The sequence below is a fragment of the Krasilnikovia sp. MM14-A1259 genome (genome assembly GCF_047159535.1).
In the GTDB taxonomy this organism is placed as follows: domain Bacteria; phylum Actinomycetota; class Actinomycetes; order Mycobacteriales; family Micromonosporaceae; genus Actinoplanes.
Window position 1 is genome coordinate 837,854 of the sequence record NZ_BAAGAJ010000002.1, and the last position, 21,265, is coordinate 859,118.

Below are 21,265 nucleotides of genomic sequence, written 5' to 3' on the forward strand. Positions count from 1 at the left end.
CGATCAGCTGGCGCGAAGAATCCCCATGCGTACCGTTTTGCGTTGCAGGAAGGATCGTTGCCTGATTGGGTCGGCCTGGTGAAACGGCTGCTCGACCAACTGTCCAGGCCTGCCGGAAACAGCAAAAACTTTCAACGACCCCGGTTCACATCGATGACGGAAGGTCAGGCCGCCGAGACGGTCGCGGCGGCCGGATTGCGGCGGCCGGGGGAGACGGCGGTCGAGCCGCGGACCACGAGCTCCGGGGTGAAGACGTACTCGGATCGCGGGGTGGCGTGTCCGTTGATCTCGTCGACCAGCGCCCGGACCGCGGCGTTGCCCATCGCGGCGACCGGCTGGCGCAGCGTGGTCAGCGGCGGGTCCGTGAACGCGATCAGCGGCGAGTCGTCGTAACCGACCACCGAGACGTCCCGCGGCACCTGCAGATCGTGCCGCCTGGCCGCACGGATGGCACCCAGCGCCATGAGGTCCGAGCCGCAGACCAGGCCGGTCACGCCGCGCTCCAGCAGGCGGCTCGCGGCCACCTCGCCGCCCTCCACGCCGAACAGCGTCAGCGCGATCAGCTCGTCCAGCTCGCGCTCGCCGGTGCCCAGCTCACGGGTCATCGCGGCCCGGTAGCCCGCCAGCTTGCGCTGCACCGCGAGGAAGCGGTCGGGACCGGAGATGAAACCGATGCGTTCGTGCCCGAGCGCCACCAGGTGCGCCACGGCGGCCTCGCCCGCCATCCGGTCGTCGGCGGAGACGAACGGGGCGTCGAGGCCCTGCGCGTACCCGTTGATGAACACGATCGGCAACGGGCGATCGATCAGGCGGGAGTACCGCTCGTGGTCGGCCGTGGTGTCGGCGTGCAGCCCGGCGACGAAGATGATGCCGGAGACCTGCCGGTCGAGCAGCATCTCGACGTACTCGTCCTCGGTGACGCCGCCGGGCGTCTGCGTGCACAGCACCGGGGTGTAGCCGGACTGGGCCAACGACGACTCGATCACCTGGGCGAAGGCCGGGAAGATCGGGTTGTCGAGCTCGGGTACGACGAGACCGACCAGGCCGGCGCTGCGCTTGCGCAACCGCTCGGGGCGCTCGTACCCGAGCACGTCCAGGGCCGTCAGGACCGCCTGCCGGGTGTCGGTGGAGACCCCTGGCTTGTCGTTGAGGACGCGGGAGACCGTGGCCTCGCTGACTTGGGCTTGGCGGGCGATGTCGGACAATCGTGCGCGCATGGCGACACTGTAACGCTCCAGCAAAGTCTTTCTGCACTCCCGAAAACCCTTCCAGCACTTGAAAGCTCTCTCCGTGATCCCGGACTGCGGCCGGCCGTCGATCTCATCAGTGCTGATCGATCTCGCTGGAGGGGGCCGAACGGCCCGGCCGGGGGTCCCGCATGGCTCTGGGCGCCGCGCGTCCGGCGCGCCGAGGCTGGGGCCGCAGGAGCCAAAACCCCACCGAGGCAGTGTGCGGAAGGAGAACGGCGTCATGACCCAGACGATGACCCGGGACGCGAGCGTGCTGGAAACGCTGCGTGAGGTCGTGGACCAGGCCTCGGCCGGACGTGTTTTCGGCGAGCCCATCACCACCGGCGACGGCATGATCGTGCTGCCGGTCGCCCGGGTCGGCGGCGGTGGCGGCGGAGGGGGCGGCACCGGCCCGGCCCAGGACGGCAAGGAGAACAGCGGCGCGGGCGGGGGATTCAGCATCTCGGCCAAGCCGCTCGGTGTGTTCGTGATCCGCGAGCGCGGTGTCGCGTGGCGGCCGGCCGTCGACGTCAACAAGGTCATCCTGGGCGGTCAGATGGTCGCCGTGACGGCACTGCTCGTCGCCCGCGCGGTGATCAAGGCCCGTGCCGCCCGGCGGCGTTGAGCGCCGCTGATCGTGGTGATCCCATCCGGGTGACCGGCCGCTCGGCGCTCGAAGGATGTCGGTGGGTGGGTCTAGCGTGCGGGGGGCAATGACGTCCACGACGAAGGAGAGTCCGATGTCCTCTCGGCTCAACCCCTATCTCACGTTCGCGGGCAATGCCCGTGAGGCGATGGAGTTCTACCACGACGTCTTCGGCGGAAACCTGACCGTCAACACGTTCGGCGAGTTCGGCTCGCCGGATCCCGCGACCGCGGACAAGGTCATGCACGCCATGCTGGAGTCGGAGGGCGGCTACACACTCATGGCCTCCGACACGGCTCCCGGGATGGAGTTCAACCCGGGCAACACCATCACTGTCAGCCTGAGCGGGGACGACGAGGCCCTGCGGCGGCACTGGGAGCGGCTGTCCGAGAGCGGCACCGTGTCGATGCCGCTGGAGAAGCAGATGTGGGGCGACGAGTTCGGCATGTGCACCGACCGGTTCGGCGTCGCCTGGATGGTCAACATCAGCCAGCCCGCGGGCTGACCGATTCCGCGGGGCGCCCCCGCGCGTGGCCGCGAGCCACTCGCGGGGTCAGCTCCGCGCGTCCACGATCAGTCGGTGTGTCCACGATCAGATGGTGGCGGGGACCGCTTCCGGCGCCGGCACCCCGTTGCGCGGGGTTAGCTCCAGCCACCGGATCACCGGGCCGATCGCGGCCGCGCACACGACGAACAGGGCGGCGATCACCCACCACCCCCACCCGCCCGTGGAGATGGCCAGAAAGGTCAGCGCCGCCGGGCCCACCATCTTCGAGATGCCGCCCACCGACTTGCTCGCCCCCACGTAGGCACCCCGCTGACCGGGCGGCGGCACCTCGGTCTGGAAGTACCACTGCGCAGCCGACACCCACAGCTCCGTCGCCGTGGTCAGCAGCACCGCGACCGCGAGTACCGCGATCGTCACCCAGCCGCTGGTCCGGCCGCTGAGCGCGATCACCGGGCACGCCACCGCGGTCGCCAGGACACCCCACCGGGTCAGCCGGACGGAGCCGGGCATGCTGTCCGCGCCGCGGGTCGCCCGTACCTGCAACAGCACCGCCAGGACGGTGTTGAGCGCCATCAGCGCGCCCAGCACCGGCTTGGGCGTGTCGGTCATGGTGACCGCCCACAGCGGAATGATCTCGCCGAAGATCGTGCCGCTCAGCCACGCCACCGCGAAGACCGCCGCGAGCGCGGTGTACGGGTGATCCCGCAGCACCCCCCACGGGCTCGGCCGCGGCCCCGCATCGCCGCCCGGCACCGCTTCCGCCGGAGGCATCCGCGACACGTAGGCGGCGTTGAACAGCAGGCCCGCCGCGTTCGCCAGGACCAGGGCGACCAGTCCCGCCCGGGAGTCGAGGGCCAGCGCGGCCGCGCCCAGCCCGGAGCCGACGGTGAAGCCGACGTTCAGGTACGCCCGCACGAACGCCATCGTGCGGACCCGGGTCTCGGCCGGCAGCGCCGCGGTCGTGTATACCACCCGCCCGCCGTTGGCGAGCAGGTCGGCGATCGCCTCCGCGGTCAGCACGACCAGAAACGACCAGAACCCGCCCACCAGCGGGTAGCACGCGAACGCGGCAGCCCCAGCCAGCGCACCCAGCACCCAGGCGCGTCGCCCGCCGATCCGGTCGGCGAGGTGGCCCAGCGGCAGCGAACCCACCAAGCTGAGCAGGCCGACGAAGGAGAAACCGAGGCCGATCTGCACCGGCGTCAGACCCACGTACCCGGTGAAGAAGACGACGCTGCCGGTCATGTACGTGCCGCTGCCGATGGCGAACACCGCCGACTGCAAAGCCAGGGTTCGCGGCAGCCCGGGTGACGGAAGGATGGTGTCGGCCAGTCTGCGTCGTCGTTCCCCCATTCGGGGGATTTGATCATCAGGGCGGCGGAGCGGGCAACCGGATTGGACCTTGCTCACATCTCGGCGAGCACGTCCAGAACGGGTTGACCGAACCGGGCCAGCTTGGTCTCCCCGACACCGCTGACCGTGCCGAGCTGCTCCAGCGTGGTGGGGCGCAGCGCGGCGATGGCGCGCAGCGTGGCGTCGTGGAAGATCACGTACGCGGGCATGCCCTGCTCCTTGGCCACCCCCGCCCGCCAGGCGCGCAGCCGCTCGAACAACGGCTCGGCACCCTCCGGCAGTTCCGCCGTCGCGGTGGTGGCGCGGGCGCGGGCCTGCCGGGGCGCCTTGGCCCGCTCGGCCTCGCGGCGCAACCGGACCGGATGGGTGCCGCGCAGCACATCGGCACTGCGGTCGGTGAGGACCAGCGTCCCGTAGTCGCCCTCGACCGCGAGGAGCCCCTGCGCCAGCAGCTGGCGGGTGACGCCGCGCCACTCCGCCTCGCGCAGGTCCGTGCCGATGCCGAACACGGAGAGCTCGTCGTGGCGGAACTGGGTGACCTTCGCCGTGGTGCGGCCCAGCAGGATGTCGATGGACTGGCCCGCGCCGAACTTCTGACCCCGCTCGCGCTGCAGCCGCAGCACCGTGGACAGCAGTTTCTGCGCGGCGACCGTGCCATCCCACGACTCGGGGGGTTGCAGGCACGTGTCGCAGTTGCCGCACGACGCGGGCGCCTCCTGCCCGAAATACGCGAGGACCTGGCCGCGGCGGCAGGCGACCGTCTCGCACAGCGCCAGCATCGCGTCCAGATGCGCGGCGGCATTGCGGCGGTACGCCACGTCGCCGTCGGAGGTCTCGATGAGGCGGCGCTGCTGCACCACGTCCTGCAGCCCGTACGCGAGCCAGGCGGTCGACGGCAACCCGTCGCGCCCGGCCCGGCCCGTCTCCTGGTAGTAGCCCTCGACCGACTTCGGCAGGTCCAGGTGAGCGACGAACCGGACATCCGGCTTGTCGATGCCCATCCCGAACGCGATCGTGGCCACCATGACCAGCCCGTCCTCACGCAGGAACCGGGCCTGGTGCGCGGCACGGGTCGCCGCATCCAGCCCCGCGTGGTACGGCAGCGCGGCGATCCCGTTCGCGGACAGGAACTCGGCCGTGCGCTCGACCGAGGCCCGCGACAGGCAGTACACGATCCCGGCGTCGCCGGGATGTTCCGCGCGCAGCAGCTCCAGCAGCTGGCGCCGCGGCTCGTTCTTGCTGACGATGCGGTACTGGATGTTGGGCCGGTCGAAGCTCGCCGTGAAATGCCGGGCGTCGGTGAGCTGCAGGCGGGTGGCGATCTCCGAGCGGGTCGCGGTCGTCGCGGTCGCGGTCAGCGCGATACGCGGCACGTCGGGCCAGCGCTCGTGCAGCATCGACAGGCCCAGGTAGTCGGGGCGGAAGTCGTGGCCCCACTGGGAGACACAGTGCGCCTCGTCGATCGCGAACAGCGCGATCCGGCCCGAATCCAGCAGCCGCTGGGTCGAGGCGACCCCGAGCCCCTCGGGCGCGACATACAACAGGTCCAGCTCGCCGGCGAGGAACTGCCGCTCGACCAGGCGGCGGGCGGACAGGTCCTGCGTCGAATTGAGGAAGCCCGCGCGCACCCCGAGCGTGCGCAGCGCGTCGACCTGATCCTGCATGAGCGCGATCAGCGGCGACACGACCACGCCGACGCCGTCGCGGACCAGCGCCGGGATCTGGTAGCACAGCGACTTGCCGCCGCCGGTCGGCATGAGCACGAGCGCGTCGCCGCCGCCGACGACATGGTCGATGATCTCGCGCTGCCGCCCCCGGAACGCGGGGTAGCCGAAGACCTTGGTGAGCACGTCCATGGCGGCATCCGTGCCGGCCGGGGCTGACGTCATCCCGCGATCCTAGAGACCTGTGCGGGTGGCCCGGGCGGCCCTGTGGACGACGCCGCCCCCGTACGGGTGACCCGTGGACCGGACGAGGCATGCACGTGGCGCCCGGCGGACCCAGGTCCGCCGGGCGCTCCCGATCAGTCCGCGGACGGCAGCTTCAGCGTGTGCGCGGTGTGCGACACCTTGGTGGACAGGTAGCGGACGTTGGCCGGCGACACGTGCACCCCGGTGGGGATCCGCTCGGACACGGCGACGCCGCGCACCTCCAGCTGCTCCGCCTTGTCGGGGTTGTTGCTCAGCAGCCGGACCCGGTCGGCGCCCAGGGCCAGCAGCATCTGGGCGGCCGCGGAGTAGTCCCGCTCGTCCTCGCCGCGGCCCAGCGCCACGTTCGCCTCGTACGTGTCCATCCCCGCCTCCTGCAGGGCGTACGCGTCCAGCTTGGCGTACAGGCCGATGCCGCGACCCTCCTGACGCAGGTAGAGCAGCAAGCCGCCGGTGTCGGCGATGCGTTCCACCGCCTCGCGCAGCTGCGGCCCGCAGTCGCAGCGCTGGCTGCCGAACACGTCACCGGTCAGGCACTCGCTGTGCGGGCGGACCAGCGGTGCCGGGCCTCCCGCCGCGCCCCGCCGCAGCGCGCGCTGCCACTCGCCGAGGCCCAGCGCCAGGTGCTCCTGGCCGTCCACCAGGCCGTCGAAGGTGAGGACCCGGGCGGTCGTGGAGTATCCGTCCGCGAACCGCAGCGGAACGGTCACCTGCCGCCGTACCGTGGCCGGCGGGGGCTCCGCCACCACGACCGAGCGCTCCACCACCCTGCGCAGCGCTGCTTCTGACATCGGCCCTCCTCGTACGTGAAACCGCGAATCCGCCGTGCCGCACAGTTCCCCAAGATCAAGGTCACTATGCTCCGACACGTGGTCTGTGTACCGGTACCGTGCGACCGGATTATCTTGGACGCATCTGTTCGACCGGGGTGACGATCGTCGCTCGACTGGAGGCGTCATCGGTGGTTGAGCGTCCTTACGTTCTGTTGAGCTGCGGCATGTCCATCGACGGCTACGTCGACGACGCCACCGACGAGCGCCTGCTGCTGTCCAACGACGCCGACTTCGACCGGGTCGACGCGGTCCGGGCGCAGTGCGACGCCATCCTGGTGGGCGCCGGCACGATCCGCCAGGACAACCCGCGGCTGCTCGTACGTTCCGCGCAGCGCCGCAGCGCCCGCGTCGCGGACGGTCACCGGCCGACCCCGCTGAAGGTCACCGTGACCAGCAGTTGCGGGCTGGACGCGGACGCGCAGTTCTTCACCGCCGGCGACGTGGACAAGCTGGTGTACTGCGCCAGCCCCGCGGTCGACGACGCCCGCAAACTGCTCGGCCACGTCGCCACCGTGATCGACGGCGGGGATCCGGTGGACCTGCGCCGGGTGACCGCCGACCTGCACGCGCGGGGGGTGCGCCGGCTGATGGTCGAGGGCGGCGGAACGATGCACACCCAGTTCCTGTCCGCGGGCCTGGCCGACGAGCTGCAGCTCGTGGTGGCGCCGTTCTTCGTCGGTGACTCCCGGGCGCCCCGCTTCGTCTACGACGGGGCGTTCCCGTGGGGCCCGCAGCACCGTGCCACCCTGGCCGAGGTGCGGCAGATCGGCGACGTGGTGCTGCTGCGTTACGCGCTGTCCGACCGCTTCCCGGCGTCCTGAGGGCTCGCGCACCCCGGACGGCTCAGGCACCGGAGTGCGCCAGGATCCGGACCGGCACCGCGACCGGCTCGGGAACGGCCTCCTCGACCCGCGCTGGCAAGGCGACCCGGGGCAGGGCCGGGGTTGCCTCGGTGGCGGCCTGGGGTGCCCGGCGCAGGGCCCGGGCCAGCAGCACCGCGGCTCCGGGCAGGCTCGCCACGAACGCGAACAGGCCGTACACCACGGCGATCGTGAGGCCCTGGGTGGCGCTGAGCCCGGCCGCGCCGAACGCCCACGCGGTCACACCTTCGCGGGGCCCCCAGCCGCCGACGTTCACCGGCAGCGTCATGGCCAGCAGCGCCAGCAGCATCAGCGGGGCGAGCCGCAGCAGCGGCGCCGCCGACCCGGCCGCGCGGGCCGCCACCACGAACGTCGCCAGGTGCCCGGCGAGCACCACGGTCGAGGCCAGCAGCACGCCGGGCAGGTTGCGCCGGGCGAGCAGCCCTTCGCGGATCTCGGCGAGGCCGGTGCGCGCCGCACGCGCCCACCGTGAGGTGCCGCGGCGCATCCGCGCGCAGGTGACCAGCACGACCGCGGCGGCGCCGAGCAGGGTCGTGGTGGTCGCCGCGACCGCGGTGCCGTGCGCCTTGAGCTGCGTCAACACCGGCGACGGTACGGTCAGCAGCACGGTGAGCCCGACCCCGACCAGGACGATCTGTCCCGCGGTGCGTTCCAGTACCACGGCCCGCACTCCGCGGCCCACGTCACCGGAGTCCCGGCCGTGCCGCACCGCGCGGTCGACGTCGCCGAGCACGCCGCCCGGCAGCGCCGCGTTGAGGAACAGCGCCTTGTAGTAGTCCGCGACCGCGGAGCGCAGCGACAGCCGCAGCCCGAGCCCGCGGGCGACCAGGCACCACCGCCACGCGCTGAACACCGTGGTCGTCACGCCGAGGAGGAACGCGACCGCCAGGGTGGGGCCGTCGATCACCCGCAGCCCGTCCAGGAACGCGCTCGTGCCGAGCCGCCACAGCAGCAGCGCGATGATGCCCGCACCACCGAGCACCCGCGCCCATGCCCAGACCGTTCTCGTCACGTTGCCCCCTTCGTCGTCCTCCGAGCACTAGTACGCCGGGTCCGGGGGGACGGTTCAGTTGAAGATCGCGAGAAGGTCCGCGTGGCCGACCGTGGCCCGCAGATTTCCGGCCCGCAGCGCCGCCAGCCGCTCGTCCAGATACGCGTCGAGTCCCAGCTCAGGCTGCTGTTCGGCGGCTGCGCCGACCCACCCCTGGAGCCACTGCTCGGTCAGGGTCGCCCGTTCGGGGCCGAGCCGCCACGGGCTGGGCCGTACGGTCACCTTGGCGCCGTGGGCGGCGAACGCGGCCGCCGCCGCCTCGGGCGCGTCCGGGCCGAGCAGGCGCCGCCCGTCGACCGTGCGCCGCTGGTGGGCGTTGAACGCCTCGGTCACCGCGGCGTCGCGCGGGTCGGCCGGGTCGAAACTGACCTTGCCCACGACCGACAGCGTGAACAGCGCCGCGCAGCGGGCCTGCGCGCACACCCGGGCCAGCTCCGCGACCTCGTCCGCGGTGAGCAGGTCCAGCAGGGCGGAGCAGGTGACCAGGTCGGTGCCGTCCAGGTCGGCCGCGGTGAGCTGGGTGACGTCGCCGACGCGGGTCTCGACGCTCGCCCCGGGGGGCGGGTGGGCCGCCGCGTACGCCAGCAGGTCGGGGTCGCGGTCCTCCAGCACCCAGTGGTGCGGGCCGCCGAGCTTCGGGCCGAGCCAGCGGGACAGCGACCCGGCACCGCAGCCGAGGTCCCGGATCACCGGCTTGGCCCGGTCGCCGAGCGCCGTGTGCAGGGCCTCCAGCAGATCCGCGGCGCGGGCGTCGGCGTCGGCCGGCTCCCGCAGCGTCAGCCAGGCCGTACTGAATTCGCCGCTCATCCGGCTACCACCTTCGTCAGTTCGAGTGCCGTCTCATCCCAGCCGCGCAGCGTCGCCCGGCGTGCGCCCGCCGCCGTGCGCAGCCGCTCCCGCAGCGCCGCGTCGGTGAACCAGTCCCGCAGAGCCTCGGCCAGCGCGGCGGGGTCGTCCGGGCGCACCAGCACCCCGGGCGCCGCGCCGTCCGGAGCCGTGCCGAGCGCCTCGGCCACCCCGTCGAGCCGGGACGCCAGCACCGGGACGCCGCGGGCGAGTGCCTCGGTGACCACCATCCCGTACGTCTCGGCGCGCGAGGGCAGCACCAGCAGGTCGGTTTCGGCGTACGCGGCGGCCAGCGCCGCTCCGGTCCGGGTGCCGAGCCACTGGACGCGGCCCCCGCCGAGCTCGGCGGCGTCCGCGCGGACCTGCGCGGCGAACTCGGGTTGCCGGTCGAGGTCGCCGATGCACCGGCACTCCCACGGCAGGTCGGCGACCCGGGCCAGCGCCTCGACCAGCACGTCGTGCCCCTTGCGGGGCGTCACCGCGGCGACGCACAGCAGCCGCGTCCCGTCGGGGCTGCCCGGTGCGGCGGGCGCCGGGTCGACGCCCGGAGCGGCGACGTGGACCGCCGCCGGGTCCAGGCCGTGCAGCTCGGCCACCCGGCGCGCGGCGGCCGCGCTGGTGGCGACGACCGCCGCCGCGGCGTGTACGGTGCGCCGCTCCCGGTCACTCAACGTGGCCGCGTCCGCAGGCGGCAGACCGGTCTCGTCGCCCAGCGGCAGATGCACCAGCACGATCAGCCGCAGGCGGCGCGCAGCGGGTACCAGCACGTCCGGTACGCCCGCGAGCAGCCCGTCCAGCAGGACGTCCGCACCGTCGGGCAGCTCGTCCAGTGCGTCCGCGAGGGCCCGTTCGGCGGCGGGGCCGGGTCGCGGCCAGTCGCCGGCGACCGCGATCTCGTGGAGTTCGCGGGTGTCGGCGAGCACGTCGCAGACCCGGCGGTCGTAGCGGTTGCCGCCGCTCGGGGCGGCCGGGTCGTCGATGTCGCCGGGCAGTACGACGTGCAGGGCCCGGCGCGGGTCGCTCACAGGGTCCGCTCGTAGCTCGCCCATGCGATGTGCGACTCGTGCAGGGTGACAGCGATGCCGGTCAGGTCGCGGGCACCCGCGCCGAGGTCCCCCGCGCGGGCCTTGTCGGCCAGCCGGTCGGCGATCACCTTGGCGAGGAACTCCGTCGAGGTGTTGACGCCCTTGAAGTGAGGCTCGTCGTCGAGGTTGCGGTAGCTGAGCCCACCGGTGATGGCGTGCAGCTCCTCGCTGGCCCGGCCGATGTCCACGACGATGTTGTCCGAGTCCAGCTCGGCGCGCCGGAACGTGGCGTCGACCACGAACGTGGCGCCGTGCAGCCGCTGGGCCGGCCCGAACACCTCCCCGCTGAAGCTGTGGGCAACCATGATGTGGTCACGGACGGTGACACTGAACACTGGGTTCACTCTCCGGAATCGTCGTAGGTCACGAGGTGGCACAGGGTGTCGAGGTCGCCGCCGGCCAGACGCGGCAGCACCTCCGGCAGTTCGGTGAAGTGGCAGCGCCCGGTGAGCAGCGCATCGAACGCGGGGTCGCGCAGCAGGTCCAGCGCCAGCGCGAGCCGGTCGGCGTAGCTGCGCCGGGCCCGCCGCGACGGGGCGACCGCACCGACCTGGCTGCTGCGCACGGTGAGGCGGCGGGAGTGGAACTGCTCGCCCAGCGGCACACTCACCGGCCGGTCGCCGTACCAGCTCAGCTCCACCACGGTGCCCTCGAACGCGAGCAGCTCCAGCGCCCGGGTCAGGCCGGCCGCGCTGGCGCTGGCGTGCACGACGAGGTCGCAGTCGCCGGCCGCGTCCGCGGGCAGCGCGAAACCGACGCCGAGCGCGTCCGCGACCGCCCGCCGGGCCGGGTTGGCGTCGACCAGCTGCACCCGGGCGCCCGGGAAACGGGCCAGGACCGCGGCGACAGCGCAGCCGACCATGCCGCCGCCGATCACGGCGATCCGGTCGCCCACCATCGGGGCAGCGTCCCACAGCGCATTCACCGCGGTTTCGACCGTGCCGGCCAGGACCGCGCGGGCCGCGGGGACACCGTCGGGTACCACGGTGACCGCGTCGGCGGCCACCACGTACCGGGTCTGGTGCGGGTAGAGGCAGAAGACGGTACGGCCGACGAGCTCGGCGGGACCGCGCTCGACGACCCCGACGTTGAGGTAGCCGTACTTGACCGGGGCGGGGAAGTCGCCCTGCTGGTACGGGGCGCGCATCGCCGCGTGCTGGCTGTCCGGCACACCGCCGCGGAACACCAGCGTCTCGGTGCCGCGGCTCACGCCGGAGTGCAGCGTCCGGACCAGCACCTCACCCGGACCGGGCTCGGGCAGCTCCGCCGGGCGCAGCTCACCCACACCGGGGGCGGCCAGCCAGAACGCGCGGGCGGTGCTCACGCAGAGTCTCCTTCGTTCAGGGTGCGGTCGGCGAGGCGCCGGGCGCGCACCGTGCCGGGCGGCACCGTCCGGGGGCCACCATAGCCGCCGCCGATCATGGCGGTGGGTGAACCGGGTCACGGCGGCCGGGCCGGGCGTGGCGCTCACCCAGGCAGGGGAACGGCGGAACGGAAACCACCCGGTTTTCTCGCTCGGCCGCTGAACCGTTCGCCGAATGCGAGCGTGTTCTCTCAGGACTGCGGCAGGAGGCCGCGGCAGACATCGGAGGCACCGTGACGATCACGAGAGCAACGGCCCCGGACGCACCGTCGCGCGGCGTCGCCGCCGGGCTGCTGGTCCAGCTGGGCCTGCTCGCGGGGCTGTCCGCGACGGTCGGCATCGGCGTCGCGGGCTGGCTCGCCGGCCTCGCGTACGGGCTGGTCCTCACGGGTGCTCTGGCCGTCGGCGCCCGCCGCGCCGGGCTGCGCCGGCTGGGCGCCGCGAACGTGGTCACGCTGAGCCGGGCGCTGCTGGTGGGCGGCGTGACCGCGCTGGTGGCGTACTCGATCCAGCGTCCCGCGCCGACCGGCGTGCTGGTCGCCCTGGTCGCGGTCGCGCTGGCCCTGGACGGCGTGGACGGCCAGGTGGCGCGCCGCACCGGATCGACGACCGCGCTGGGTGCGCGCTTCGACATGGAGGTCGACGCGTTCCTGATTCTGGTGCTCAGCGTGTACGTGGCCGGCCCGCTCGGCTGGTGGACGGTCGCGATGGGTGCCTACCGGTACGTGTTCGTGGCCGCGTCGTGGGCGCTGCCGTGGCTGAGCCGCGCGCTGCCGCCGCGGTTCTCCCGCAAGGTGGTGGCCGCTGCCCAGGGTGTCGCGCTGGTCGTGGCGACCGCGGGCATCCTGCCCACTGCCGTGAACTTTGCCGTGGTCCTGGCCGCGCTGGTGTCGCTGACCTGGTCGTTCGGCCGCGACATCGCGTGGCTGTGGCGCACCGAGCAGGCCCACCGCGCCGCTCACACCGCGACGCTCGGCGTCCCGGCGCTCGGCGCGCCGAACCTGGTCGTTGCCCCGATCCGCCGCCGGCCGATCCCGGCCTCGGTCGGCGCCTGACCCCCCGCCCCGGGAACACAAGTTCCGAGCGGGTCAGGCGATCCGGGTGATCGCGGTGGGGGGCGGGGTGGGGACCGCGCCGGGGTGCAGCGCCGCCGCGATCGCCTCGACCCCGTCGACCAGGCGGGGGCCGGGCCGCACCACCAGCGCGTCGCCGTCCACCGCCCACACCTGGGCCCCCGGTACGTGCGGGACGACCCGCCGGGCCTGCTCGGCGGCCCCGTCGAGACGGAACCCGCACGGCGTGACCAGCACGATCTGCGGTGCGGCGGCGGAAAGTTCCGCCCACGTGGTCTCCACGGACTTCGCCCCCGGCCGGGCGGCGACCGGCTCACCGCCCGCCGCGGTGACCAGGTCGGGCACCCAGTGCCCCGCCGTGAACGGCGGATCCACCCATTCGACGACCGCCACCCGCGGCCGTGGGCGGCCCGCCACGGCCGCGGCCACCGCGGCCAGCCGGGCCCGCAGCGCCCCGATCAGCGCCGCCGCCCGGTCCGGCACCCCGGTACGGGCGCCGACCTCGGCGATCGTGCCCAGCACCTCCTCCAGCGTGTACGGGTCGAGCGAGACGACGTCCGCCCGGCAGCCGAGGTGCTCCAGCGCGTCGGAGACGTGCCCCGACGGCAGCGCGCACACCCGGCACAGGTCCTGCGTCAGGATCATGTCCGGGTCCAGGCCGGCCAGCGCGTCCGCGTGCAGCGTGTACAGGTCGCCGCCCGAGGCGAGGTGCTCCTTGACGTACGCGTCGATCTCGGCCGGGTCCATGCCGCGGGTGTCCCGGCCGCCCACCACGACGGCCTTCTCGACCCGTGCCCGCGGCGGCTCGTCACACTCGAACGTCACCCCGACGAGGTCGTCGCCGAGCCCGAGCGCATAGACGATCTCGGTCGCGGACGGCAGCAGGGACACCAGGCGCATGCCGGGAAGTCTGCCGTATCCGGCCGCTGGTTCAACGGGCCAGCGTGCGTGCCACGAAGTCGAACGCTGCCGGGACCACCGTGCTCCAGTACCCGAAGTTGTGCCGGCCGGCGGCGTACCCACCCGCGACCGGGGCCGTGGGCAGCGCGCGCTCCAGGGCCCGGACGGAGTCGTACAGGCCGTCGTCGCGGCCGCACCACAGTCCGACGGGCAGGCGGCGCAGCCCGGCGACACCGGCGAACACGTCGTCGCCCGGGAACACCGCGGGCGAGAACGCGGCGACGCTGCGCAGCAAGCCCGGGTAGGTCTCCGCGAGCAGCAGGCTGCCCGCGCCACCCATGGACCACCCCCACGCGGCGAGGCGCGAGGTGTCGAACCCGCGGGCCCGGCACCAGGCGGGAAGTTCCGCGTACACCATGCGCTGCGGGTCGTCGGGGGAGCCGGGCCGCCACCCGAGCCGGTCGCCGCTCGCTCCCGCCAGCGCGAACGGCGGGGCGCCGCGGCGTACCGCGTCGGTGAGGAACCTGCCGAGACCGAGCCCGGGAAAGTCGCGCGGGGTCTTGGAGCCGCCGTGCAGGACCAGGCACACCGGCAGGCCGTGGCCGGCGCCGTGCCCGGCCGGGACGGCGGTGTAGAAGTCCACGGGGCGCCCACGGGCCGCGGACCGGCGTTGTTCGAGCCGCTCGTCGCCCGCGGGCGCGTCCGGCACGACCGGGGTCGCGACGCCGTACCGGCGCGCGACCGTCATGGTCAGCGGGCGGGCGGCCACCGCGAGACCGAGCGCCGCCACGCCGCCGGCCAGCACCGTACGGCGTCGCAGCCGCAGCTCCGGTCCCCGGTCGTCGTCGAGGCCGGGGCGCAGGTCCATGCCCTGTTCAACGCGGCGGCGGTGGCCGCGTCACGGCAGCCGGATCCACCGCCCGAGTGTCAATGACACAGAGTAATGATCGTTTGCCCGACCGGACCATTGAACACTCAGCGTGATGTTGCCTAACCTGATCATCGTTTGCGTGCGGCCTCCCGGCTGCACCGTGACGAGCGGAGTTGACGTGAGACTGAGCGAGCTGGCCATCGCGGCGGTGATCACAGCTGGTGTTGCCGGTGCCTCTTACTCTGCGGTGGACGTGCAGGGGCAGACCCGGGCCGCCGAGGCGGTCGCGCAGCGGGCCGACTGCCGGGCCGTCGACGAGGCGATCCTGGCGTTCTACGCCGAGCAGGGGCGGGTGCCGCAGCAGGTTCGCGACATCGCGTCGTACATCCGCGGCGACGTCTCCGCGTACCGGATCAGCGACGGCCGGGCTGTCGGCCCGGGCTGCCCGCCGCGCACCCCGCGCTGACCCCGGGGGTCGTGGGCGCGACGGCTGGTGCCTGTGGTGGCCGTGGGGCGCGGCGTCGTTCGGTCAGGGCGGGGTCATACGATCGGCGGCGACAATGACGGTAGAGCACAGGAAGGTCTCATGGAGACGCTCGAATTCCAGGCCGAAGCCCGCCAGCTCCTGCAGTTGATGGTCCACTCGATCTACTCGAACAAGGACATTTTTCTGCGGGAGCTCATCTCCAACGCGTCCGACGCCCTGGACAAGCTGCGTCACGCGGTCCTGGTGGACGGCCTCGAAGCCGACACCTCCGATCTGCACGTCGAGATCGTCGCGGACGCCGATGCGCGGACGCTGACGGTCCGCGACAACGGCATCGGCATGACCCACGACGAGGTCGTGCACCTCATCGGCACGATCGCCAAGTCGGGCACCGCGGAACTGCTGCGCAAGCTCAAGGAGACCGACGCCGACTCGCGGGAGCTGATCGGCCAGTTCGGCGTGGGCTTCTACTCGACCTTCATGGTCGCCGACAAGGTCACGCTGGTCACCCGCAAGGCCGGTACGCACGATGGCACCCGCTGGGAGTCCGCCGGCGAGGGCACGTACACGATCGATGCCGTGGTCGGTGCCGAGGTCGGCACGTCGGTGACGCTGCACCTGCGCCCCGCCGACGAGCAGGACGCGCTGTACGACTACGCCGACGAAGGCAAGATCCGCCAGATCGTCAAGACGTACTCCGACTTCATCGCGTTCCCGATCCGGATGGGCGACAGCGTCCTGAACTCGATGAAGGCGCTGTGGGCCCGGCCGCGCGCCGAGGTCTCCGACGAGGAGTACCACGAGTTCTACCGCCACGTCAGCCACGACTGGAGCGATCCCCTCGAGATCATCCAGATGAAGGCCGAGGGCACGTTCGAGTACGAGGCCCTGCTGTTCATCCCGTCCCGGGCGCCGTTCGACCTGTTCCAGCGCGACGGGCGCCGCGGCCTGCAGCTCTACGTCAAGCGGGTGTTCATCGCCGACGACAGCACCGAGCTGATGCCCGACTACCTGCGCTTCGTCAAGGGCGTGGTGGACGCGGCCGACCTGTCGCTGAACATCTCCCGGGAGATCCTGCAGCAGGATCGGCACATCCAGCTCATCCGCCGCCGCCTGGTGAAGAAGGTGCTGTCCACGGTCAAGGACCTGATGACCAGAGACGCGGAGAAGTACGCGACGTTCTGGCGCGAGTTCGGCCGGGCGGTCAAGGAAGGCCTGCTGGCCGGAGACGACAACCAGCGCGCCATCCTCGACATCTGTTCGTTCGCCTCCACCGCGGGCGACGAGCCGACCACGCTCGCCGGCTACGTGAGCCGGATGAAGGAGGGCCAGGACGCGATCTACTTCATGACCGGTGAGAGCCGGGCGCAGGTGGAGAACTCGCCGCACATGGAAGCGTTCCGGGCCCAGGGGTACGAGGTGCTGCTGCTCACCGACCCGGTGGACGAGATCTGGGTGGACCAGATCACCGAGTACGACGGCACCAAGCTGCAGTCCATCGCCCGTGGCGCGGTCGACCTGCCCACCGACACCCCGGCCGAGCCCGAGAAGGAGCAGGAGCTCACGCCGCTGCTGACGTTCCTCGCCGAAGCGCTGGGCGAGCAGGTCAAGCAGGTGCGCCTGACGCACCGGCTGACGACGTCGCCGGCCTGCCTGGTCAGCGACGCCGACGACATGACTCCCACGCTGGAGAAGATGTACCGGGCCATGGGCCAGCCGGTGCCCCCGGTCAAGCGCATCCTCGAACTCAACCCGGAGCACCCGCTGGTCACCGGCCTGGGCACGGCGCTCGCCGAGCGCGCGGACGACCCGGCGCTGACCGAGACCGCCGAGCTGCTGTACGGCACGGCCCTGCTGGCCGAGGGCGGCGACCTGGCCGACCCGGCCCGCTTCGCGAAACTGCTCGCGGACCGGCTGGCCCGCACGGTGTGAGCACTGTCGCCGTGACGGCCGTCGCCTCGGCGGCCGTCACGGCTACTCGTGAGTAGGGTTGGCGGCGTACCCCTCGATCCCGCAGGAGGCACGTTGTCCACCCGTTCCACAGAGGTCCGGCTCGCGGCCCGGCCGCAGGGCTGGCCCACCCCGGAGACGTTCGAGTTCGCCGAGACCGAGGTGCCCGATCCCGGCCCCGGCCAGGTGCTGGTCCGCAATCTGCTGATGAGCGTCGACCCGTACATGCGGGGGCGCATGGACGACCGCGAGTCGTACGTGGCGCCATTCGAGGTCGGCAAGGCGCTCGAAGGCGGCGCGGTCGGTGAGGTCGTCGCGTCCGGCGACGAGCGGATCAAGCCCGGCACGTTCGTGCTGCACGGTCTCGGCTGGCGTGACTACGCGCTGGTGAACGCACGCCACGTCAACCCGGTCGAGGAGTCCGTCGCGCCGCTCGGGGCGTACCTCGGGGTGCTCGGCATGCCCGGTCTCACCGCGTACGCGGGGCTGTTCGAGACCGCGGAGTTCAAGCCCGGCGACGTCGTGTTCGTCTCCAGCGCGGCCGGGGCGGTCGGGCAGGTCGTCGGCCAGCTCGCCAAGCTCAAGGGCGCCGCCGCGGTCATCGGCAGCGCCGGGTCGGCCGCGAAGGTGGCGTACCTGACCGACGAGCTGGGCTTCGACGCCGCGTTCGACTACCACGACGGCCCGGTGCACGACCTGCTGAAGGCGGCCGCACCGGACGGCATCGACGTGTACTTCGACAATGTGGGCGGTGACCATCTGGAGGCGGCGATCGGCGCAATGCACGTGCACGGCCGGATCACCATCTGCGGCATGATCAGCGTCTACAACGCCACCGCACCCACGCCCGCACCGCGCAACCTGCTGACGATGATCAGCAAGCGGCTGACGATGCGCGGCATGCTGGTCGGCGATCACGCCGCGTTGCAGCCGCGGTTCGTCGCCGACGTCGCCCCGCTGCTGGCCGACGGCAGCCTGCGCAACCGCGAGACGGTGCACGAGGGGCTGTCCGCCGCGCCGGACGCGTTCCTGGCGATGCTGCGCGGCGAGGGCCTCGGCAAGCACCTGGTCCGCATCGCGTCGTAGCCCGGCGCGACCGTCCGCCGCTGGCGGCCCCCGGATGCGCGGGGGCCGCCAGCGCGGCGTCCGGATGCTCGAGGGCCGCCGCGGCGCCCGCAGGCGCGGGCCGTCAGCGGCGCAGCGGCCAGGCGCGGGCCGTCAGCGGCGCAGCTCGGCCAGGCGCGGGTCGGCGAGCCACGTGCGCGGCCCGGCGTGGCCGACCCGGATGCCGGCGACCGTGACCGCGTACGCCAGCGCCGCGGGCAGTTCCGCGGGCGGCAGCCCACCCGCCGCGGCGACGGCGAGCGCGCCGTGGAACACGTCGCCCGCACCCGCGGTGTCCACCACCATGACCGGCGGGACCGGCACCTCACCCGAAGCGCCGGCCGTGAACCACCGCACCGGCCCGGGCCCGTCGGTGACCGCCACGTGCCGGGCACCGAGCCCTCGGATCGCGGCCGGGCCGGGCAGATCCGGATGGTGGAACGTGGCCGAGCAGGCCACCACGTCGGCGTGCGGGAGGATGTCGGCGAACACGGGCCGCCAACTGCCGGCGTCCACGACCAGGGGCCGGCCGGCGCGGGCAGCGGTGACCGCCAGCGCGGGATGATGGCCGTCGACCAGCACCACGTCCGCGCGGGCCAGCACCGGCGCCAGTTCCGGGGGCGCGGGCACTTCGGTCCCGCGGGCGTTGCGGCTGACGATGCTGCGTCCGCCGGTCCCGGCGAGCACGGTCACCGCGGACACCGGCGGAACCGCGGTCGCGGTGGGGGTGGCGTCGAGCAGGCCCACCCCGTACGTGGCCAGATCGTCGCGGATGAGCGCACCCAGCGCATGGGCTCCGACCGCGCTCACCAGCGTGACCTCGGCCCCGAGGGCAGCCGCGGTGATCGCGGCGTTGGTGGCCGGGCCGCCGGCGGCCAGTTCCGCGGAGCCGGCCTCCACCTTGTCATCGACATCGGGGATCCGGTCGACGCGCTGGATCAGGTCGACCGTGGCAAGCCCGACACAGACCACGCGGGCGGTCACGAGGCCAGGTCGGAAATGAACACGCCGATGTTGTGGAAGATGTCGGCAACGCCGGCGCCCACGCTCTTCGCGATGTCCGCCGCGGGCCCGGGGTTCTTGCCGATGTAGAACAAGGTCAGGATGACCAGGGTCCAGCCGATGATCTTTTTCATCGCCACACGCTTCCTTCCGCGGTCGCGCCGGTGGCCTCAGTTGATCGTTTCATGGAAACCCGGCCGATGCGGCGTACCTCGGCAGGCTCCCGGGACCGCGACCGCCGTCCTCCGGTGTGTTGATCAGTGGCCGTTCTCGGCGTCGCGCCAGGCGATCCACGCCCGCAGCGGGCCCAGGTCCGGGTCCGGGCCGCCGACCCCCACGGTGAACAGGGACACGCCCAACGCGCGCAGCGGCCCGCCCAGCTCGGCCGGGGCCCCGCGGACGCCGGTCGACAGCTCGATCTCCGCCGGGTCGCGGCCCACCTCGGTGCAGTGCCGGTGCAGGATCTCCACCTTGCGGGCGACCGTGTCCGGGTCGCCGAAGCCGTGCCAGATGTCGGCGTGGCGGGCCACCAGGCGCAATGTCTTGCGTTCGCCACCGCCGCCGATCAGCACCGGGATCTTGCGGGTGGGTGGCGGGTTCAGCTTGCCGAGGCGGGACTCGATGCGCGGCAGCGCGGCGGCCAGGTCGTCGAGGCGGCCGCCGGCCGTGCCGAACTCGTACCCGTACTCCTGGTAGTCCTTCTCGAACCAGCCGGAGCCGATGCCGAGAATGAGCCGGCCGTCGCTGACGTGGTCGACCGTGCGGGCCATGTCCGCCAGCAGTTCGGGGTTGCGGTAGCTGTTGCACGTGACGAGCGCACCGATCTCGACGCGCGTGGTCGCCTCCGCCCACGCGCCGAGCATCGTCCAGCACTCGAAATGCATCCCCACGGGGTCACCCGAAAGGGGATAGAAATGGTCCCAGTTGAAGATGACATCGACGCCGAGGTCCTCGGCCTCCGCCGCGGTGCGGCGGATCGTCTGGTAGTCCAGATGCTGCGGCTGAAGCTGCAAGGCGATCCGTACCGGTCGATTGATCATGGAGTTCAGCCTAGTCGCGGGACGCCATGATGTGATTCAGCCCTCGCGCGACAGGCAGGTCCCTTTCAGGTACGCCCCGGACAATGGGCGCCATGCGTCGACGGAGTCTGCTGTTCGGGGTGCTGGCCGCTGCCGCGGGAGCCGGCGGGATGTCCGCCTGTTCGACCCAGGCCCGGCCCACGGGTACGGGCACGGTCGCGCCGACCGCCGCCCCGGGCGGCCCGGCCACGCCGGCGCCGTCCGCCCCGCCGATCCTGTCCTCGACCACGGCGTCGTCGCTGGCGCCGCGCGACGTCACGCCGTACACGCCGCCGCCGGGCAACGCACCCGACCAGGCGTACGTGGTGGGCCGCCGGGATCTGTCGTTCAGCCGCGGCGACCGCCCGCTGCCGACCCGCGTCTGGTACCCGGCGACGGGTACGGCGGGCAGCCCCGACCCGGTGCCCGACGCCGAGCCCGCGTCGGGCCGCGTGTTCCCCCTGGTGCTGTTCAGCCACGGCCTGACCGCCACCCCGGAGGACTACGCCGACATCCTCTCCCGGTGGGCGCAGGCCGGGTTCGTGGTCGCCGGTCCCGCGTACCCGCACACCTCGTGGGGGGTGTCGGACTTCCAGCCGGACGACATCGTGAACCAGCCCGCGGACGCCACGCACGTCCTGGATCAGATGCTCGGCGGGGGTGACCCGCTGCGGGCGATCATCGACCCGGACCGGCTCGCCGCGGCCGGGCACTCCGGCGGCGGCATCACCACGGTCGGGCTGTTCAGTGCGGCCCGCGACCCGCGACTGAAGGCCGGGGTGGTGTTCGCGGGTACCGACTTCCAGGGGTTGCCGTTCAGCGGCCCGCCCGCCGCGATGCTGTACGTGCACGGCCGCCGGGACAACACGGTGACGTGGGACGCCGGGCACACGGTGTTCGAGGCGACGCCCTGGTCGCGGGCGATGCTGTCGATCACCGACGGCGGCCACGTCACCGACCCCGGCGATCTCGCGCCGACCGCCGGCACCAGTACGGAGTTCCTGCGCTGGTCGTTGTACGGCGACACCGCGGCGCGGGCCCGCATCCCGCAGGCCGCCGCGCTCGACGGCGTCGCCACGCTGGAGAATCAGCTCTAG

Annotated in this window: 22 protein-coding genes; 8 read left to right on the plus strand and 14 right to left on the minus strand. The window is 72.9% G+C overall.

The window, feature by feature from the left end:
- Positions 1–164: 164 nt before the first annotated feature.
- Positions 165–1,217, minus strand: a complete 1,053-nt coding sequence (locus tag ACMCNK_RS03475) for a LacI family DNA-binding transcriptional regulator (protein ID WP_412734927.1) — start codon at positions 1,215–1,217, stop codon at positions 165–167.
- A gap of 253 nt (positions 1,218–1,470) precedes the next feature.
- On the opposite strand from ACMCNK_RS03475, the gene ACMCNK_RS03480 reads away from it, so the two are divergent.
- Positions 1,471–1,854: a spore germination protein GerW family protein gene (locus tag ACMCNK_RS03480; protein WP_412734928.1), complete on the plus strand. Its 384-nt coding sequence runs from the start codon at positions 1,471–1,473 to the stop codon at positions 1,852–1,854.
- 115 nt (positions 1,855–1,969) lie between these two features.
- A complete protein-coding gene (locus ACMCNK_RS03485; RefSeq protein WP_412734929.1) occupies positions 1,970–2,380 on the plus strand; it encodes a VOC family protein in 411 nt (136 codons plus the stop codon).
- A gap of 87 nt (positions 2,381–2,467) precedes the next feature.
- On the opposite strand, the gene ACMCNK_RS03490 is transcribed toward ACMCNK_RS03485, so the two are convergent.
- From ACMCNK_RS03490 to ACMCNK_RS03500, 3 genes are all read right to left on the minus strand, one after another.
- A complete protein-coding gene (locus ACMCNK_RS03490) occupies positions 2,468–3,736 on the minus strand; it encodes an MFS transporter (RefSeq protein WP_412734930.1) in 1,269 nt (422 codons plus the stop codon).
- A 53-nt stretch (positions 3,737–3,789) separates the two neighbouring features.
- Positions 3,790–5,625: a DNA helicase RecQ gene (recQ, locus tag ACMCNK_RS03495; protein ID WP_412734931.1), complete on the minus strand. Its 1,836-nt coding sequence runs from the start codon at positions 5,623–5,625 to the stop codon at positions 3,790–3,792.
- Positions 5,626–5,759: 134 nt separating this feature from the next.
- Positions 5,760–6,455: a GTP cyclohydrolase II gene (locus tag ACMCNK_RS03500; RefSeq protein ID WP_412734932.1), complete on the minus strand. Its 696-nt coding sequence runs from the start codon at positions 6,453–6,455 to the stop codon at positions 5,760–5,762.
- A gap of 170 nt (positions 6,456–6,625) precedes the next feature.
- Here ACMCNK_RS03500 and ACMCNK_RS03505 point away from each other — a divergent pair, with 170 nt between their 5' ends.
- The gene (locus tag ACMCNK_RS03505) at positions 6,626–7,318 is read left to right on the plus strand and encodes a RibD family protein (RefSeq protein WP_412734933.1); all 693 of its coding nucleotides are present in this window, start codon (positions 6,626–6,628) and stop codon (positions 7,316–7,318) included.
- Positions 7,319–7,340: 22 nt separating this feature from the next.
- Here the strand turns inward: ACMCNK_RS03505 and ACMCNK_RS03510 are convergent, their stop codons facing one another.
- The 5 genes from ACMCNK_RS03510 to ACMCNK_RS03530 are packed head-to-tail and all read right to left on the minus strand — an operon-like array spanning position 7,341 to position 11,684.
- Entirely contained in the window at positions 7,341–8,390 is a 1,050-nt protein-coding gene (locus ACMCNK_RS03510; RefSeq protein ID WP_412734934.1) for a lysylphosphatidylglycerol synthase transmembrane domain-containing protein, read from the minus strand.
- 54 nt (positions 8,391–8,444) lie between these two features.
- Positions 8,445–9,236, minus strand: coding sequence for a class I SAM-dependent methyltransferase (locus ACMCNK_RS03515; protein WP_412734935.1), 792 nt, complete (start codon positions 9,234–9,236; stop codon positions 8,445–8,447).
- The gene (locus ACMCNK_RS03520) at positions 9,233–10,300 is read right to left on the minus strand and encodes a glycosyltransferase family 4 protein (RefSeq protein WP_412734936.1); all 1,068 of its coding nucleotides are present in this window, start codon (positions 10,298–10,300) and stop codon (positions 9,233–9,235) included. The genes ACMCNK_RS03515 and ACMCNK_RS03520 overlap by 4 nt, the downstream gene beginning before the upstream one ends.
- On the minus strand, positions 10,297–10,695 hold the full coding sequence (locus tag ACMCNK_RS03525) for a 6-pyruvoyl trahydropterin synthase family protein (RefSeq protein ID WP_412740740.1): 399 nt from the start codon (positions 10,693–10,695) through the stop codon (positions 10,297–10,299). Before ACMCNK_RS03525 ends, ACMCNK_RS03520 begins: the two co-directional genes overlap by 4 nt.
- Positions 10,696–10,700: 5 nt before the next feature.
- Complete coding sequence (locus tag ACMCNK_RS03530; protein WP_412734937.1) at positions 10,701–11,684, minus strand: dehydrogenase; 984 nt, start codon at positions 11,682–11,684, stop codon at positions 10,701–10,703.
- 272 nt (positions 11,685–11,956) lie between these two features.
- Here ACMCNK_RS03530 and ACMCNK_RS03535 point away from each other — a divergent pair, with 272 nt between their 5' ends.
- The gene (locus tag ACMCNK_RS03535; RefSeq protein ID WP_412734938.1) at positions 11,957–12,778 is read left to right on the plus strand and encodes a CDP-alcohol phosphatidyltransferase family protein; all 822 of its coding nucleotides are present in this window, start codon (positions 11,957–11,959) and stop codon (positions 12,776–12,778) included.
- Positions 12,779–12,811: 33 nt separating this feature from the next.
- Here ACMCNK_RS03535 and ACMCNK_RS03540 read toward each other — a convergent pair whose 3' ends face one another.
- Positions 12,812–13,696, minus strand: coding sequence for an ABC transporter substrate-binding protein (locus tag ACMCNK_RS03540; RefSeq protein WP_412734939.1), 885 nt, complete (start codon positions 13,694–13,696; stop codon positions 12,812–12,814).
- Positions 13,697–13,727: 31 nt separating this feature from the next.
- On the minus strand, positions 13,728–14,564 hold the full coding sequence (locus ACMCNK_RS03545; protein WP_412734940.1) for an alpha/beta hydrolase: 837 nt from the start codon (positions 14,562–14,564) through the stop codon (positions 13,728–13,730).
- A 181-nt stretch (positions 14,565–14,745) separates the two neighbouring features.
- On the opposite strand from ACMCNK_RS03545, the gene ACMCNK_RS03550 reads away from it, so the two are divergent.
- The 3 genes from ACMCNK_RS03550 to ACMCNK_RS03560 all read left to right on the plus strand — a co-directional run bounded on the left by ACMCNK_RS03550 (position 14,746) and on the right by ACMCNK_RS03560 (position 18,090).
- On the plus strand, positions 14,746–15,033 hold the full coding sequence (locus tag ACMCNK_RS03550; protein ID WP_412734941.1) for a hypothetical protein: 288 nt from the start codon (positions 14,746–14,748) through the stop codon (positions 15,031–15,033).
- A gap of 120 nt (positions 15,034–15,153) precedes the next feature.
- On the plus strand, positions 15,154–16,986 hold the full coding sequence (gene htpG, locus ACMCNK_RS03555) for a molecular chaperone HtpG (RefSeq protein WP_412734942.1): 1,833 nt from the start codon (positions 15,154–15,156) through the stop codon (positions 16,984–16,986).
- Between the two features lie 93 nt (positions 16,987–17,079).
- Positions 17,080–18,090 (plus strand): NADP-dependent oxidoreductase, encoded by a 1,011-nt coding sequence (locus ACMCNK_RS03560; protein ID WP_412734943.1) that lies wholly within the window; start codon positions 17,080–17,082, stop codon positions 18,088–18,090.
- Between the two features lie 132 nt (positions 18,091–18,222).
- Here ACMCNK_RS03560 and ACMCNK_RS03565 read toward each other — a convergent pair whose 3' ends face one another.
- The 3 genes from ACMCNK_RS03565 to ACMCNK_RS03575 all read right to left on the minus strand — a co-directional run bounded on the left by ACMCNK_RS03565 (position 18,223) and on the right by ACMCNK_RS03575 (position 20,150).
- Positions 18,223–19,092 (minus strand): PfkB family carbohydrate kinase, encoded by an 870-nt coding sequence (locus ACMCNK_RS03565; RefSeq protein ID WP_412734944.1) that lies wholly within the window; start codon positions 19,090–19,092, stop codon positions 18,223–18,225.
- Positions 19,089–19,244 (minus strand): hypothetical protein, encoded by a 156-nt coding sequence (locus ACMCNK_RS03570; RefSeq protein WP_412734945.1) that lies wholly within the window; start codon positions 19,242–19,244, stop codon positions 19,089–19,091. Before ACMCNK_RS03570 ends, ACMCNK_RS03565 begins: the two co-directional genes overlap by 4 nt.
- A 123-nt stretch (positions 19,245–19,367) precedes the next feature.
- On the minus strand, positions 19,368–20,150 hold the full coding sequence (locus ACMCNK_RS03575; protein WP_412734946.1) for an LLM class F420-dependent oxidoreductase: 783 nt from the start codon (positions 20,148–20,150) through the stop codon (positions 19,368–19,370).
- Positions 20,151–20,242: 92 nt separating this feature from the next.
- Between ACMCNK_RS03575 and ACMCNK_RS03580 the strand changes: the two genes are divergently transcribed.
- Positions 20,243–21,265 (plus strand): alpha/beta hydrolase family protein, encoded by a 1,023-nt coding sequence (locus ACMCNK_RS03580; RefSeq protein WP_412734947.1) that lies wholly within the window; start codon positions 20,243–20,245, stop codon positions 21,263–21,265.